Origin of the sequence: Pseudomonas sp. B14-6, assembly GCF_013260315.1 — a bacterium.
Taxonomy (GTDB): domain Bacteria; phylum Pseudomonadota; class Gammaproteobacteria; order Pseudomonadales; family Pseudomonadaceae; genus Aquipseudomonas; species Aquipseudomonas mandelii.
Genome location: NZ_CP053929.1, coordinates 3,145,523 through 3,161,456 on the forward strand (window position 1 = coordinate 3,145,523; position 15,934 = coordinate 3,161,456).

The window sequence follows — 15,934 nt, forward strand, 5'->3', positions numbered from 1 at the left end:
TTTTATCTGAACCATGCCCGCACAGGATCGTCATCTACAGTGAACTTGCGCGGGACTACTTGAAACGTCACGGAGAACCACACTATGAGCACTGATGGTGCTTTGAGTCGAAGCCGTCTACTGCCGACCCTGCTCGGCATTCTGCTTCTACTAATGGGCCTGGCCATGCTGGCCGGCGGGATCAAGCTGAGCCTGCTCGGCGGCTCGTTGTATTACCTGCTGGCCGGTATCGGCCTGACGCTGACCGGCGTGCTGCTGATCCTGGCCCGCCGCGCTGCACTGGGCCTCTACGCACTGGTGCTGTTCGCCAGTACCGTGTGGGCCTTGTGGGAAGTCGGCCTCGATTGGTGGCAACTGGTGCCGCGTCTGGCGATGCTGTTTGCGCTGGGCCTCGTCATGTTGCTGCCGTGGTTCCGCCGTCCGTTGCTGATCACCGGCCCTGCGCCGATGGGCACTGGCGCACTGAGCGTGGCAGTGGTACTCGCGGGCGTTGCCGCACTGGCCAGCCAGTTCACCAACCCGGGTGAAATCAAAGGCGAACTGGACCGCGACAGCGTGCCCGGCATGACCAACACCGCCCCGGCCATGCCCGACGGTGACTGGAATTCCTACGGTCGTAGCGCTCATGGTGATCGTTACTCTCCACTGGCGCAGATCACCCCGCAGAACGTGAACAAGCTCGTTCCCGCCTGGACCTATCGCACCGGCGACCTGCCGGGGCCGAACGATCCGGGTGAAACCACCGCCGAAAACACCCCGCTGAAAGTCAACGGCATGCTCTACGTGTGCACGCCGCACAGCCAGGTGATCGCGCTGGATCCCGACACCGGCAAGGAAATCTGGCGTTTCGATCCGAAGCTCTCCACGCAAAACGCGGCGAACTTCAAGGGTTGGGCGCACATGACATGCCGTGGCGTGACCTATCACGATGACGCCGTCTACGCGTCCGAGCAAAGCCCGACCGGCACCGCCAGCCCTGCGCCGGTCAGCACCGTCTGCCCACGCCGGATCTTCCTGCCGACCGCCGACACCCGCCTGATCGCCCTCGACGCCGACACCGGCAAGATGTGCGAAGACTTCGGCGACAAAGGCCAGGTCGACTTGACTGCCAACATCGGCGGCTTCAATGCCGGCGGTTACTACTCCACCTCGCCTCCAGCGGTCACTAAAGACCTGGTGGTGATCGGCGGCCACGTCACCGACAACGTTTCTACCGACGAGCCCAGCGGCGTCATCCGCGCGTTCGACGTGCACACCGGCAAACTGGTGTGGAACTGGGACAGCGGCAACCCGGACGACACCACGCCGATTGCCGAAGGCCAGGTCTACACGCGCAACTCGCCGAACATGTGGTCCATGTTCGCCGTCGACGAAAAGCTCGGCATGCTTTACCTGCCGATGGGCAACCAGACCCCGGACCAGTTCGGTGGCGATCGCACCCCTGAGTCGGAACTGCACGCTGCGGGCCTGACCGCCCTCGACATCGCGACCGGCCAGGTGCGCTGGCACATGCAGTTCACCCACCATGACCTGTGGGACATGGACGTCGGTGGCCAGCCTACCCTGATGGACCTGAAAACCGCTGACGGCGTGAAGCCAGCGGTACTCGCTTCGACCAAGCAAGGCAGCATTTACGTGCTGGACCGCAGCACCGGCAAGCCGATTGTGCCGATCAACGAAGTGCCGGTGCCCCAAGGCGCTGTCGCTGGTGATCACACCTCGCCGACCCAACCCAAATCCGACCTCAACCTGATGCCGCCGCCGCTGCAAGAGCGCGACATGTGGGGCGTGACCCCGTTCGACCAACTGATCTGCCGGATCGACTTCAAATCCATGCGCTACGACGGCCCGTTCACGCCGCCATCGCTGCAGGGTTCGATCGTTTATCCCGGCAACTTCGGCGTGTTCGACTGGGGCGGCATCGCGGTTGACCCGGTGCGTCAGATCGCTTTCGTGAACCCGAGCTACATGGCGTTCAAATCGAAAATGATCCCGGCTGCCGAAATCGCCGCCCAAGGCCCGCGTAAAAGCGAAACCGAAGGCGTGCAGCCGAACAAAGGCGCGCCTTACGGCGTCGTCCTCGAAGCCCTGCTCTCGCCAATGGGCCTGCCGTGCCAGGCGCCGGCCTGGGGTTATGTGGCCGCGGTCGACCTGACCACCCAAAAAACCATCTGGAAACACAAAAACGGCACCGTGCGCGACAGCTCACCGGTTCCGATCCCGCTGAGCATGGGCGTGCCTAGCCTGGGCGGCACCTTCACCACCGCTGGCGGCGTCGGCTTCCTGAGCGGCACCCTCGACCAGTACCTGCGCGCCTACGACGTGAAAAACGGCAAGCAACTGTGGGAAGGCCGCCTGCCTGCCGGCGCTCAAACCACGCCAATGACCTACACCGGCAAGGACGGCAAGCAATACGTGCTCGTCGTTGCGGGCGGTCATGGGTCGCTGGGCACCAAGCAAGGTGACTATGTGATTGCGTACAAACTGTCCGAATAAGGTTTAGCGGCGGTTAAAGGAAAGGCGACTCCTGCGAGGGGGTCGCCTTTTTTTGCATCGCTGCACATCAAAATGTAGGAGTGAGCCTGCTCGCGATAGCGGACTGTCAGCCACCCAGGATGTTGAATGTTAAACAGCTATCGCGAGCAGGCTCGCTCCCACATTGGGTCGTGTCGGGCCTGAATATTTTTTCCAGCGTCCTACAGCCGTTGCTGTTCTGGCGGAGAATTCCGACAAGTTCTATCGGTTGTTGTGTCAGAAGCCCGTTCGATAGGCTTTCGGGGTCGCTGCAAATTCAGCGGCCGGGTTTGGTCGCCCGGGTTTAGAATGGCGCACTTTTCGTGCTTGCTTCATGGCGAGCTGTGCGTGGGAGGGCTCCGGCCCTGCCGGGTTCCATTCCCTGGTCGACCAACCTGCGTATGGTTCGCCACCCAACTGCTTGGTCGCAGTCGTGGCGAACTTCCAGTCCCCGAATGGAGCTTCACCATGCTCAAAGAAACCCCGAATCCCCCGCAAAACGACGACGTTTCCCCCTACGAATCCCTCGATTCCAAAAAACTCCACGATGCCGCCGAGCGCGCGTTGGATCACTACCTCAACCCAGCAGCCCTCAAATCCCCTTCTACCCGCAAACCCAGCACGATGTTTTTGATTGCTCCGGATATCAAGGACGAAGAGCTGCTCGCCCACACCTGCGAGTCATTGGCCCAGGCCAGCGTGATGGCGAGTGACTTCGCGGACTATCTGGAAGGCCCGCATCGGCACAAGGCAATGGCCATTCAACAGATCGTCATGCTGGCTGAACTGGCCGCAAACCGGATGCTCGATAACGTCGCCATCACAAAATCTGCGCCACACTGCTGATCCCCCGGTGTGAACTGTTTCCCTGTGGGAGCGAGCCTGCTCGCGAAAGCGGTGAGTCAGACGACTTCAATGTCGTCTGACACTCCGCCTTCGCGAGCAGGCTCGCTCCCACATTGGGCCGCGTCAGGCCTGAATTTTTTTGCCAGCGTCCTACAGCCGTGACTTTTATGGAGGATGATTCCGACAAGTTCTGGCGGTTGTCTTGTCGGAAGCCAGGGGGATAGGCTTTCGGAGTCGCTGCACATCAACGACCAGGCGTCGCGGCCTGAATCAGCTTACTTGGTGCATAATCACCCGCCTCAACCGACCAGCCTTCTGTGCGTGTCGTTTGGTCTTATGGTGGCTGTGCGCGGGATACCCTCGGGTATGCCGGGTTTCCAAGTAGCTCGGTCCGCGAACCTGCGTACAGCTGCCACCTACCATCGCGTCGCGGCGATCAGTGGCGGCTCCATTACTTACTTGGAGCTTCACCATGTTCAAAGAAACCCCGAATCCGCCGCCAACCGACGACGTTTCCCCCTACGAATCCCTCGACTCCAAAAAACTCCACGATGCCGCCGAGCGCGCATTGGATCACTACCTCAACCCAGCAGCCCTCAAATCCCCTGCTACCCGCAAACCCAGCACGATGTTTTTGATTGCTCCGGATATCAAGGACGAAGACCTGCTCGCCCACACCTGCGAGTCATTGGCCCAAGCCAGCGTGATGGCGAGCGACTTCACGGACTATCTGGAAGGCCCGCATCGGCACAAGGCAATGGCGATTCAGCAGATCGTGATGCTGGCCGAACTGGCGGCGAACCGGATGCTCGATAACGTCGCCATCACAAAACCTGCGCCACACTGCTGATCCCCTGTAGGAGCGAGGCTTGCCCGCGATGGCGGTGTGTCATTCAACATCAATGTCGTCTGACACTCCGCCATCGCGAGCAGGCTCACTCCTACAGTGGAATGTGGGTATCTGCAAGAGATTGGTCGGCTGTCAGGCCGCCTTCGCGAGCAGGCTCGCTCCCACATTTGGATTGCGTACATCTGTCAGAGATTGGTCGGCTGTCAGGCCGCCTTCGCGGGCAAGCCTCGCTCCTACAAGAATTCAGCGTACAGCTTTTGATTCTCACCACTCATCAGGCCGAGCGTTAGCTCGCCTGCAGCTCTTGATCTTGATCCACCCGCCCCTTCGGGAGGCTGAGTGGAGGTGTTCATCCGGGGAGTGGCGCGTAGCGCCGTTCGACGCAGTCGAACACGCTGCATGTAGGTCGTCGCGAAGCAGACCGGAGGGCAGTGTCCCCGGATGGATACCGGAGCGAAGGTACGCCGAGCCTTAGCGAGGGGCCGGACGCTTGGGGCGAGACTTTTTGGTTCCTTTTGTGGCGTTTGACAAAAGGGACTCGCCGTAAGGGCGAAACCATAAGTGGCCGTTGCCGCAGAAACGGATATGAACCCAACCCCCAAGAACATGGTCGGCCCAAAGGCCGCCAAGTCAAAAGCACCTGTCCAAACCCTGAACACACACCCAGAAATATCCTGCCCCATTGAAACCACCCCCCACCTGCCCCATCTAAGACCCATACCCCATTGCGCAGGTGCCCCATGAGCGACCAGCAAGAATTCCCTGAAGACCCGAGCGAATACGCCGACCCAGAGAACGCCGAACACCATTCCACCGGCAAAGGCCTCGCCCTGCCCGGCCAGAACCTGCCGGACAAGGTCTACATCATCCCGATCCACAACCGCCCGTTCTTCCCGGCCCAAGTGCTGCCGGTCATCGTCAATGAAGAACCGTGGGCTGAAACGCTGGATCTTGTGAGTAAATCCGATCACCACTCCCTGGCCCTGTTCTACATGGACACGCCCCAGGAAGATCCGCGCCATTTCGACACCTCGGCCCTGCCGCTGTACGGCACTCTGGTCAAGGTGCACCACGCCAGTCGCGAAAACGGCAAACTGCAATTCGTCGCCCAAGGCCTGACCCGCGTGCGCATCCGCACCTGGCTCAAACACCATCGCCCGCCGTATCTGGTGGAAGTCGAATACCCGCACCAGCCCACCGAGCCGACCGACGAGGTCAAGGCCTACGGCATGGCGCTGATCAATGCGATCAAGGAACTGCTGCCACTCAACCCGCTGTACAGCGAAGAACTGAAAAACTACCTCAACCGCTTCAGCCCCAACGATCCGTCGCCGCTGACCGACTTCGCCGCCGCCCTGACCTCGGCCACCGGCAGCGAGCTGCAAGAAGTGCTCGACTGCGTGCCTATGCTCAAGCGCATGGAAAAAGTCCTGCCGATGCTGCGCAAGGAAGTCGAAGTTGCGCGACTGCAGAAAGAGATTTCCGCCGAAGTTAACCGCAAGATCGGCGAGCATCAGCGCGAGTTTTTCCTCAAGGAACAACTCAAGGTCATCCAGCAAGAACTGGGGCTGACCAAGGACGACCGCAGCGCCGACATCGAACAGTTCGAGCAGCGTCTGGAAGGCAAGGTGCTGTCGAGCCAGGCACAGAAACGCATCGAAGAGGAAATGAACAAGCTGTCGATCCTTGAGACCGGTTCGCCGGAATACGCCGTCACCCGCAACTACCTCGACTGGGCGACTTCGGTGCCGTGGGGCGTGTACGGCGAGGACAAACTCGACCTCAAGCACGCGCGCAAGGTGCTGGACAAACACCACGCCGGCCTCGACGACATCAAGGACCGCATCCTCGAATTCCTTGCGGTCGGTGCTTATAAAGGCGAGATCAGCGGTTCCATCGTCTTGCTGGTCGGCCCGCCGGGCGTGGGTAAAACCAGTGTCGGCAAATCCATCGCCGAATCCCTCGGCCGGCCGTTCTACCGCTTCAGCCTCGGCGGCATGCGCGACGAAGCCGAGATCAAGGGCCACCGACGCACCTACATCGGCGCACAACCGGGCAAACTCGTGCAAGCGTTGAAAGACGTCGAAGTGATGAACCCGGTGATCATGCTCGACGAAATCGACAAGATGGGCCAAAGCTACCAGGGCGACCCGGCCTCGGCGCTGCTGGAAACGCTGGACCCGGAACAGAACGTCGAATTTCTCGACCACTATCTCGACCTGCGGATGGACCTGTCGAAAGTGCTGTTCATCTGCACCGCCAACACCCTGGATTCGATTCCCGGCCCATTGCTGGACCGGATGGAAGTGATTCGCCTGTCGGGTTACATCACCGAAGAAAAAATCGCCATCGCCAAGCGTCACCTGTGGCCCAAGCAGCTGGAAAAGGCCGGCGTGTCCAAAGGCAGCTTGAGCATCAGCGACAGCGCGCTCAAAGCCCTGATCGACGGTTATGCCCGTGAAGCCGGGGTGCGCCACTTGGAAAAACAGCTGGGCAAACTGGTGCGCAAAGCCGTGGTGAAGTTGATCGACGAGCCGAAAGCGGTGATCAAAATCGGGCCGAAAGACCTGGAAGCCTCGCTCGGCCATCCGGTGTTCCGCAACGAGCAAGTGCTGTCCGGCACCGGCGTGATCACCGGGCTGGCCTGGACCAGCATGGGCGGCGCAACATTGCCGATCGAAGCCACGCGCATCCACACGCTCAACCGTGGCTTCAAACTCACCGGGCAACTGGGCGACGTGATGAAAGAGTCGGCGGAAATCGCCTACAGCTATGTCAGCTCGAATCTGAAGTCGTTTGGCGGTGATCCGAAATTCTTCGACGAAGCCTTCGTCCACCTGCACGTCCCGGAAGGCGCCACCCCGAAAGACGGCCCGAGCGCCGGCGTGACCATGGCCAGCGCCCTGCTCTCGCTCGCCCGAAACCAGGCGCCGAAAAAAGGCATCGCCATGACCGGCGAACTCACGCTGACCGGGCATGTACTACCGATTGGCGGGGTGCGTGAGAAGGTGATTGCGGCGCGGCGCCAGAAAATCTTCGAATTGATCCTGCCGGAGCCGAACCGTGGCAGCTTTGACGAACTGCCGGACTATCTGAAGGAAGGGATTACCGTGCACTTTGCCAAGCGCTTTGCGGATGTGGCGAAGATTTTGTTCTGAATGAATGTTCGCCATCATGCCTGCACTGCAGGTGTGCTGGCGAACCACTCTTATTCCTAATAAAGCTAAGTAACTGTCAGACATGACAGTTACCTCCTATTGAATTGCTCGCCAAACTTCCCACTCGAGAATGGCTCATCATCAAAAGGAATTAGCACATGACAGATAAAATCAGCCCCTCTACCGAAGAACTGTTCGCCTTGGATGGCAACATGAGGTTCATGGGGCCCGGTCGGCTTGAGTTCAGATCGACTGATCTGGAGATTCGACTTTTAATCCTGAACGAAACGACGATTGGTTTTTATCAGAACCGGAACCGTCCTGCCGAAAAGCACCTGTCGTTTACTTTCAGCAAAGACATTAAAAGTGGCACTCACGAACTTGCGCAAGCGGGCCCCTTCCTCGCGGCGAATTTCCATGAAGTGCTTAACAATCAACTGGGCATGCAATCCCCCGAGCATTACAAAGCAACCAAAGGCACGGTAAACCTGGTTCTTTTGGACAGCTCGCCTGATCAAACCAGTCATATTGTCACTGGTTTCAATCTAACTCTGGAATCGTCGACTACCGGTAAAAGCATTGATCTTTCCGGAGAATTTCAAAGCCACATGACTTACACCACGGCGAAATAGGCCTGACTGCACCTCTACGGGCGCTGAACAGGTACCAGAAGATCGCGCCCGTAGTCCCTTCCGTCACAATTTGTCTCATCTTCAGTTATGCTCGCCGTTCGTCGTGAATGCCGGAGCCACTGAACTTATGTCCCCCACTCGCCTGTTTGTCCCCCTCGCCCTCACCTTGCTGGCCGCTTGCGCCACGCAACCGAAACAGAACGTGACCGTGGAAAAACAAGGCGAATGCCCGGTGCAAATGCGCAATGGACAAAACCTCATCCTGACCCTGCCAAGCAACCCGACCACGGGTTATCGCTGGTCGATCCAGGATTCGGCTGGTGGCGTGCTGCATGCGCTCAGCCCCGAGGTGTACAGCAACCCTGAAGACGCCGGGATCGTCGGCAGCGCCGGGATTTCGACCTGGCGCTTCCAGGCATTTGCCACCGGTACAGGCCGCTTGCGCCTGACCTATTCACAGCCATGGGCCCCGGAAGTGCCGGCCGTGAAAACCTTCGATTGCGCGATTGCGGTCAACTGATCGTGGGCTGGCTGATTCTGGCGCTGATGGGCGCAGTGACCTTTCTGTATGGCTTGAGCGTGCACGCTGCGCTGCTGTGCCTGCTGGTCAAACCGTTGCCGGTCTTGGCGCTGCTCGGTTGGCTGCACGACGCACCGCCCACTGAGTATCGGCGCTGGATCAGCCTTGGATTGATTTTCTCCCTGCTCGGCGATGTGTTGCTGGCGTGGCCGGGGGATTTGTTTGTGTTTGGCCTTGGGGCATTTCTGGTCGCCCACTTGGCGTATCTGAAGGCTTACTTGAGCGATTGCCGGCGGTTGGCGTTGTTGCCCTTGGTGATTGCCTTGGGGGTTGGCGCGGTGCTGCTGGGGATTTTGATTTCCCACGGACTGGGCCCACTGTTGATTCCGGTGATCGTCTACGGTTTGGCCATCAGTGCGATGCTCTGGCGGGCGCTGGCCCGGCTCGGGACCGACGTGCCGAAACGATCGGCGCTGCTGGCGGCGGCGGGTGCGGTGGCGTTTGTGTTTTCCGATAGCGTGATTGGCATCAGTCGCTTTGCGGTGCCATTCAATGCGGCGCCCTACGTGATCATTCTCAGTTACTGGCTGGGGCAATGGGGGATTGCGGCGTCTGCGTTTGGACCGAAACCGCGTTGAATTCGTCAGACAACCCGCGCATCCCCCCGTCAATTTGGCTAAAATGCCGGCCTTTTCCACCTACGCCGCTGGAACCGCCGTGAGCAAAGAACCCGATCGCCTTTTCGCCCAGCCTTTGGCCCAGGTGCCCGACTTCGCCTTTAACGAGGACGTGGTGCGGGTGTTCCCGGACATGATCAAGCGCTCGGTGCCGGGTTATCCGACCATCGTCGAGAACCTCGGCGTGCTCGCCGCGCAATTCGCCCAGCCCAACAGCGTGCTCTACGACCTCGGCTCATCCCTGGGCGCCGTGACTCAAGCATTGCGCCGCCACGTGCGCACCGACGGTTGCCGCGTGATCGCTGTGGATAACTCCGCCGCGATGGTCGAGCGCTGCCGTGAATACCTCAACGGTCAAGACTCGATGTTCCAGGAGTTGCTGCCCGTGGAAGTGATCGAAGGTGACATCCTTGCCCTCGAATTCCAGCCCGCCTCTGTGGTGGCACTGAACTTCACCCTGCAATTCATCGCCCCGGACCAGCGCACCGCGTTGCTTTCGCGCATCCGCCAATCGCTGCTGCCTGGCGGTGCGTTGATCCTCTCGGAGAAGCTGCGCTTCAACGACCTCGAAGAACATGCGTTGCTCACTGATTTGCACGTCGCGTTCAAACGCGCCAACGGCTACAGCGAACTGGAAATCGCCCAGAAGCGCAGCGCCATCGAAAACGTCATGAAGCCCGACAGCCTCGAAGAACACCGCGAGCGCCTGTTGGCGGCCGGGTTCTCGAAAGTCGTGCCGTGGTTCCAGTGTCTTAACTTTGCCTCGTTGATTGCCTTGCCATGATTGATCTGTCCCCCCTCGCCCGCCGTCTGGCCGGCACGCCGCTGGCCGAATGGGCCAACACCCTGCAAGCGCAACTCGACAAGAAAATGGAAAAGGGCCACGGCGACCTGGAGCGCTGGCAAAGTGCGCTGGATGCGTTGCCGAAGATTCAGCCGAGTGAAGTCGACTTGTTGAACGGTCTGACACTGGACACCGATTGCGACCCTGAGACCCGCGCGCAAATGCGCACCGCGTTGATGGGGTTGTCGCCATGGCGCAAAGGACCGTTTGATCTGTTTGGTGTGCACGTCGACACGGAATGGCGTTCGGACTGGAAATGGTCTCGGGTCGCGCCGCACCTGGACCTCAAGGGCAAACGCATCCTGGATGTGGGGTGCGGCAATGGTTATTACATGTGGCGCATGCTTGGTGCTGGCGCCGACAGTGTGATCGGTGTCGACCCGAACTGGCTGTTCTTCTGCCAGTTCCAGGCGGTGCAGCGTTACTTGTCAGAACCCAATGCCTGGCACCTGCCGTTCCCTTTCGAAGACCTGCCACCGAACATGGAAGGCTTCGACACGGTATTTTCCATGGGCGTGTTCTACCACCGCCGTTCGCCGATCGAGCATTTGCTGGCGCTGAAGGATTGCCTGGTCAAGGGCGGCGAGTTGGTGCTGGAGACGTTGGTGATCGAAGGCGATCAACAGCAGGTGCTGGTGCCGGAAGACCGATATGCGCAGATGCGCAACGTGTGGTTCCTGCCGTCGGTGCCGGCGCTGGAGTTGTGGTTGCGACGTGCCGGGTTTACGGATGTTCGCTGCGTCGACGTGAGCGTGACCACGGTCGAGGAACAGCGCGGGACGGAGTGGATGAAGTATCAGTCGCTGAGTGACTTCCTGGATCCGGACGATCACAGCAAAACGATTGAAGGACTGCCGGCGCCGATGCGTGCCGTCATCGTGGCCCGTAAGTAACCCCCCCGCGATCTCACCACCAATGGAGATCAACTGTGGGAGCGAGCCTGCTCGCGAAGACGGCGGCACATCCAGCATTGATGTGACTGACATACCGCTTTCGCGAGCAGGCTCGCTCCCACAAGGACCGGTGTTTATTCCGTGGGCTTTGCGCGTCTAGCCTTGAAAAACTCGCTGAGTACCGCCCCGCATTCCTCCGCCAACACCCCGCCTTCAAACAACACCCGGTGGTTCAAGAAGCCCTGGGTAAAAAACTGCCCCTGACTCTGCACAATCCCGGCCTTGGGCTCCAGCGCGCCATACACCACCCGCGCAATCCGTGAATGCACGATCAGCCCTGCGCACATGCTGCACGGTTCAAGGGTTACGTACAGCGTGCTGCCCGGCAGGCGATAGTTGCTGGCGGCCAAGGCTGCGGCGCGGATTGCGACCATTTCGGCGTGGGCACTCGGGTCGTTGCCGCTGATCGGGCAATTGAAGCCGCGACCGATGATCTCGCCGTTCTGCACCAACACGGCGCCCACGGGAACCTCACCCAGCGCCGCGCCTTGTGCGGCCAAGGCCAGGGCTTCGCGCATGAAGTCGCGGTCACGGCTGCGGTCGATGATCGCAGCGGGACGTATCTGACGCATCAGGCCACCTCGATAGCGGCCATCAGGCCGGTTTCCATGTGATCGATCACATGGCAATGGAACATCCACACGCCGGGGTTATCCGCCACCAGCGCCACTCGTGCACGCTCGTTCTTGCCCAACAGGTAGGTGTCGGTGAAGTACGGGATCACCTTGTGCCGGTTCGAGGCGATGACCTTGAAGCTCATGCCGTGCAGGTGAATCGGGTGCTGATACTGAGTCATGTTCTTCAATTCGAAAATGTAGCTCTTGCCCTTTTCAAGCTTTGCAATCGGGCGGTCGGCGCAGGTCTTGTCCGTGATGTCCCAGGCCTTGCCGTTAATCTGCCACAGGCTCGGCGGCTTGCCGTTGTCGACGTTGACCGACACCGAGCCCACCCATTCGAAATTGAAGTTGAGTTTCTCGGCATTGGCCAGGTCGGGCTCGGCCACCGGGTTGGCCGGCAGGGCAGCGGGCCATTCGGTGGGTGCATCGGTGTTGGCCACCGAGCGCAACGTGCCCAGGCGAACCGGGCCGTTGCGCAGGGACAGTTCTTCACCGGCGGGCGGCGCCTTGATCGCCAGGCAGATACGCATGCCCGGGCCGAGCCAGTACTCCTTGCCCATGGGCCGCGGCTCAACCGGATTGCCATCCAGCGCGTAGATCTGCGCTTCGACGCCAGGAATATTGAGGCGATAGGTCAGGGTGTTATCGAGGTTGAGCAGGCGCACGCGGGTGATTTGCCCGGCGGGCAAGTCGATCACCGCTTGCGAGACACCGTTGATGGTCGACAGCCGTCCCGCCGTGCCACCCCGGGCGGCTTCGCGAGGAATGCTGAAGGCCACGAAAGCCCCCTCTTCATCGACGTGCCAGCTCTTGAGGCTCAGGGTTTTCTCGTATTTGAAACCGGTGGGCTCACGCTCTTCGACGATCAGAGGGCCGACGAGGCCGCGGCCGAGCTCTTCGCTGCTGTTCACATGCGGGTGATACCAGTAACTGCCCGCGTCTGGCACACGGAATTTGTAGTCGAAGTACTCCCCAGGCAGCACCGGCAATTGCGAAACGTACGGGACACCGTCCATTTCCAGCGGCAGGCGGATGCCGTGCCAGTGAATGGTGGTCGCCACCGGCAGATGGTTGATGAAACGCACCCGCAACCATTCACCCTGACGAACCCGCAACTCGGTGCCCGGTGCCGAAGGGCCGAACGCCCAGGCTTCGGTCTTGTGCCCGGCGACCAGTTCGACGTCCAGCGGTGCGGCGATCAGCTCATAGTCATGACCGGCGTCAGCATCAGCCATCTTGCCCAGCCAGTACCGCGACGCGCCCCCCGCTCCGACACCAACGACAACAAGACCGGCCAGGCCACCGAGGATTTGGCGACGGGTAAAGGACATGAACTCAACTACCTCACGTATCAGCGACAGGCCCGAGGGCCTGTAAAAGGCGAATACGATACACCTGCGGATGAGAAACAGTAAGGGCGACCGAGGGCCGCACATCCCCCGGAAGGGAATCGGTTATGGCTGCAGGCCGGTAATCAGATGCACCACCCCGTCATCCAGCATCATGACGCCCGGCACACCTGCCACACTCAATGCCTGCCGATCCATCCGCGCCACATCCCGCAACGCCACCCGGACCCGGGTCAACGCTACAGGCTGCTGAGACTTGAGGTTATCCACACCACCCAGTGCGTCCACGACATTCGCTGGCAACCCGGACACCGGCTGAACAACTGCCTTCGGCTCCTCCGCCACCAGATCCGGCGTCAACGCTTTCCAGAACGCCCGCTGCATTTTCTCGAACATGTTCAGTTCTCCAGAACCAGTGAAGTATCGACCGTCGCCTCGTGATACAGGCGCAATGCCTCGCGTACCTGTCCGGCACTTTCCAGGCCCAGCACTTGCTGGGCGATGGCCTGACAGTCCATCAGGTCCAGCTCACGAACCGCTGCCTTGATCGACGGAATCAACGGCACACTCACCGACAGTTCATCCACCCCCAGCCCCAGCAACAGCGGAACGGCCAGCGTCTCGGAGGCCATCGCGCCACACACACCGACCCATTTGCCGTGGGCGTGCGCAGCCTTTACGGTGCTGGCAATCAAGCGCAGCACCGCCGGATGAAAGCTGTCGGCCTGACTGGCCAGCCGCGGGTGATCGCGGTCCATGGCCAGGGTGTATTGCGTGAGGTCGTTGGTGCCAATGGAAAAGAAATCCACCTCGGGTGCAAACAGGTCCGCCATCAGTGCCGCCGCCGGCACTTCGATCATGATGCCCAGCTTGGGCAGTTCCGTGAGGCCCAAAACCAGCGCCTCTTCTTCGAGCAGTTGCCGAGCCAGGCGCAACTCCGACAGCTGCGTAACCATCGGCAGCATGATGTGCAGGCGAGCGAGCCCGGCACTGCCAAGGATGGCCTTGAACTGATCGCGCAACAGCTGCGGGCGCTCCAGGCACAAACGAATCCCGCGCATGCCGAGGAAGGGGTTGGTTTCGCTGTCCATCGGCACGTAGGCCAGCGGTTTGTCACCGCCGACGTCCAGGGTGCGCACCACCAGATTGCGCGTCGGCCCGAGTACTTTGGCGATGGCGTTGTAAGTAGACGCCTGCTCGTCATGGCTCGGCGCATGGTTGCGATCCAGATAGAGAAACTCCGAACGGAGCAAACCGACGCCCTCGCCTCCCAGTGCCATGGCCTGCTCGGCTTCGGCCAGCGAAGCGATGTTGGCCGTCACTTCAAAATGGTGACCGTCGCGGGTGCAGGCGGCCAGTGTTGCGTGCGCCAACTCATGCTGCCGGCGTTGCTGTTGAAGCTGGCGCTTGGCTTGCAGCTGTTCGATGGCCTGCAGATCCGGATCCAGCTGCAATTCGCCCTTGTCGGCATCGAGCAACACCTGGGTTCCATTGACCAGCGCCATCACTTGTACCGGCAGTCCGCAGATCGCCGGCAAACCGAACGCCCGGGCGAGGATCGCGACGTGGCTGGTGGCACCGCCACCCACCGTGGCGAAACCCAGTACCTTGCGGGTATCGAGCCCGGCGGTCTGCGACGGCGTCAGTTGTTCGGCGATCAGGATCGCCCCTTCAGGCAGCTCCATCACCTGATCCCGTACGCCGAGGATCTGCTTGAGCACCCGCTGGCTCACATCGGCGAGGTCCGCAGCCCGCTCCGCGAGCAGGGCGTTACCCAGGCTCTTGAACAAGGTGGCTGCTGACTCGGTGGCCGAGCGCCACGCAAACCCGGCGCTTTTGCCTTCATCGATCAGCACGTGAGCCACTTCCAGCAAACCAGGGTCTTCGAGCAGCTCCTGATGCGCCTTGAAAATGTCGGCCTGCGCGTCGCTCTTGGCGTTGTCACGCAGCTGTTGCAGGGCCACCAGTGCTTCGGCCAGGGCGCGGGACAGATGATCGCGTTCCACCTGCGGTGTTGAGCCGAGTTCATTCACTTCCAGGTTTTGTTCGGCGATCTGTACCACTTGGCCAAACGCCGACCCGGGTGATGCACAAACCCCGCGCAGCACCGTCAGCGATGAAGCCTCGACCGCATTCACCTCAACCTGCATCGGACCCGCGACCACTTCACCGCATCCAGTCAGCAGCAGTTCGGCCAGCGTCTTGATCGCCGCTTCCGCATCCGGACCGGCCGCGCTGACTTGCATGACATCACCGTGCGCCGTCTGCAACGCCATGATCGCCACCAGGGATTTCGCGTTCGCAGTCTCCTGCTTTTTATGCAGGTAGATGCTCGCCGAAAAAGCTTTTGCCGCCTGGGCGAATACCGCGGCTGGACGGGCGTGCAAGCCGTTGAGGTTGGCCAGCGTCACCGGTTTTGAAAACAGCGCTTCGGCCGCGTCGGTTAGCGGCGTATCGCTTGTCTGCTCGACAAGGTTCAGGCTCAGCAGCGGCTGGCCACTGTCTACCAGACCCGTTTCCGGCGCCAGCCAGGTGAACGGTTCTCCACTGACTACCAGCATCAACGTCAGCAGGCTGCGGGCATTCAATGCAACAAAATCGGCATCGAATTCGATCAGCGCCTGCCCAACGTCAACCTGCTGACCTTCCTCCACCAGCCGCGTAAACCCGTTTCCGGCCAGGTTCACCGTGTCGAGGCCGATGTGCATCAACACCTGCACACCCTTTTCGTCAGTAATGCTGACGGCATGCCCACTGGCCTGCACATTGCTGACAACCCCGGCCAGCGGCGCGCACAAGGTCGTTGAAGTCGGGTCGATGCACAGCCCGTCGCCGATGACCCGGCTGGAAAACACCGGGTCGGGCACGAGGTCCAGCGGCACCAATACGCCTGACAGGGGGGCGTGCAGTTGCAATTGTTGGGGTGTGGCCATGACGTCACCTGCTGTTTTGTTCTTTGAAGTGCCGATGGAGC

Annotated in this window: 13 protein-coding genes; 9 read left to right on the forward strand and 4 right to left on the reverse strand. The window is 60.6% G+C overall.

Annotated elements, in window-relative coordinates; all coding sequences use genetic code 11:
- The first annotated feature begins 84 nt into the window (after nucleotides 1–84).
- The 9 genes from HP062_RS14315 (at nucleotide 85) to cmoB (ending at nucleotide 10,934) form a co-directional block, all read left to right on the forward strand.
- On the forward strand, nucleotides 85–2,496 hold the full coding sequence (locus HP062_RS14315) for a glucose/quinate/shikimate family membrane-bound PQQ-dependent dehydrogenase (protein WP_083375822.1): 2,412 nt from the start codon (nucleotides 85–87) through the stop codon (nucleotides 2,494–2,496).
- A gap of 486 nt (nucleotides 2,497–2,982) precedes the next feature.
- Nucleotides 2,983–3,360 carry a DUF6124 family protein gene (locus HP062_RS14320; RefSeq protein WP_172791572.1) on the forward strand — a complete coding sequence of 126 codons (378 nt, stop codon included), beginning with the start codon at nucleotides 2,983–2,985 and terminating at the stop codon, nucleotides 3,358–3,360.
- A 472-nt stretch (nucleotides 3,361–3,832) separates the two neighbouring features.
- On the forward strand, nucleotides 3,833–4,210 hold the full coding sequence (locus HP062_RS14325; RefSeq protein ID WP_172791573.1) for a DUF6124 family protein: 378 nt from the start codon (nucleotides 3,833–3,835) through the stop codon (nucleotides 4,208–4,210).
- Nucleotides 4,211–4,950: 740 nt separating this feature from the next.
- Entirely contained in the window at nucleotides 4,951–7,368 is a 2,418-nt protein-coding gene (gene lon, locus HP062_RS14330) for an endopeptidase La (protein ID WP_010457788.1), read from the forward strand.
- Between the two features lie 158 nt (nucleotides 7,369–7,526).
- A complete protein-coding gene (locus HP062_RS14335) occupies nucleotides 7,527–8,000 on the forward strand; it encodes a hypothetical protein (RefSeq protein ID WP_172791574.1) in 474 nt (157 codons plus the stop codon).
- Nucleotides 8,001–8,127: 127 nt separating this feature from the next.
- Nucleotides 8,128–8,520 (forward strand): protease inhibitor I42 family protein, encoded by a 393-nt coding sequence (locus tag HP062_RS14340; RefSeq protein WP_077749325.1) that lies wholly within the window; start codon nucleotides 8,128–8,130, stop codon nucleotides 8,518–8,520.
- 2 nt (nucleotides 8,521–8,522) lie between these two features.
- The gene (locus HP062_RS14345; RefSeq protein WP_172792581.1) at nucleotides 8,523–9,158 is read left to right on the forward strand and encodes a lysoplasmalogenase; all 636 of its coding nucleotides are present in this window, start codon (nucleotides 8,523–8,525) and stop codon (nucleotides 9,156–9,158) included.
- A 43-nt stretch (nucleotides 9,159–9,201) separates the two neighbouring features.
- Nucleotides 9,202–9,981: a carboxy-S-adenosyl-L-methionine synthase CmoA gene (gene cmoA / locus HP062_RS14350; RefSeq protein ID WP_154501569.1), complete on the forward strand. Its 780-nt coding sequence runs from the start codon at nucleotides 9,202–9,204 to the stop codon at nucleotides 9,979–9,981.
- Nucleotides 9,978–10,934: a tRNA 5-methoxyuridine(34)/uridine 5-oxyacetic acid(34) synthase CmoB gene (gene cmoB, locus HP062_RS14355; RefSeq protein ID WP_010457799.1), complete on the forward strand. Its 957-nt coding sequence runs from the start codon at nucleotides 9,978–9,980 to the stop codon at nucleotides 10,932–10,934. The genes cmoA and cmoB overlap by 4 nt, the downstream gene beginning before the upstream one ends.
- A gap of 134 nt (nucleotides 10,935–11,068) precedes the next feature.
- Here the strand turns inward: cmoB and tadA are convergent, their stop codons facing one another.
- The 4 genes from tadA to ptsP form a co-directional block, all read right to left on the reverse strand.
- A complete protein-coding gene (tadA, locus tag HP062_RS14360) occupies nucleotides 11,069–11,566 on the reverse strand; it encodes a tRNA adenosine(34) deaminase TadA (protein WP_077749326.1) in 498 nt (165 codons plus the stop codon).
- Nucleotides 11,566–12,942 carry a multicopper oxidase family protein gene (locus HP062_RS14365; protein ID WP_172791575.1) on the reverse strand — a complete coding sequence of 459 codons (1,377 nt, stop codon included), beginning with the start codon at nucleotides 12,940–12,942 and terminating at the stop codon, nucleotides 11,566–11,568. Before HP062_RS14365 ends, tadA begins: the two co-directional genes overlap by 1 nt.
- Before the next feature lie 123 nt (nucleotides 12,943–13,065).
- Nucleotides 13,066–13,356 (reverse strand): PTS transporter subunit EIIB, encoded by a 291-nt coding sequence (locus tag HP062_RS14370; protein ID WP_010457805.1) that lies wholly within the window; start codon nucleotides 13,354–13,356, stop codon nucleotides 13,066–13,068.
- 2 nt (nucleotides 13,357–13,358) lie between these two features.
- A complete protein-coding gene (gene ptsP, locus HP062_RS14375; RefSeq protein ID WP_172791576.1) occupies nucleotides 13,359–15,893 on the reverse strand; it encodes a phosphoenolpyruvate--protein phosphotransferase in 2,535 nt (844 codons plus the stop codon).
- Nucleotides 15,894–15,934: the final 41 nt, after the last annotated feature.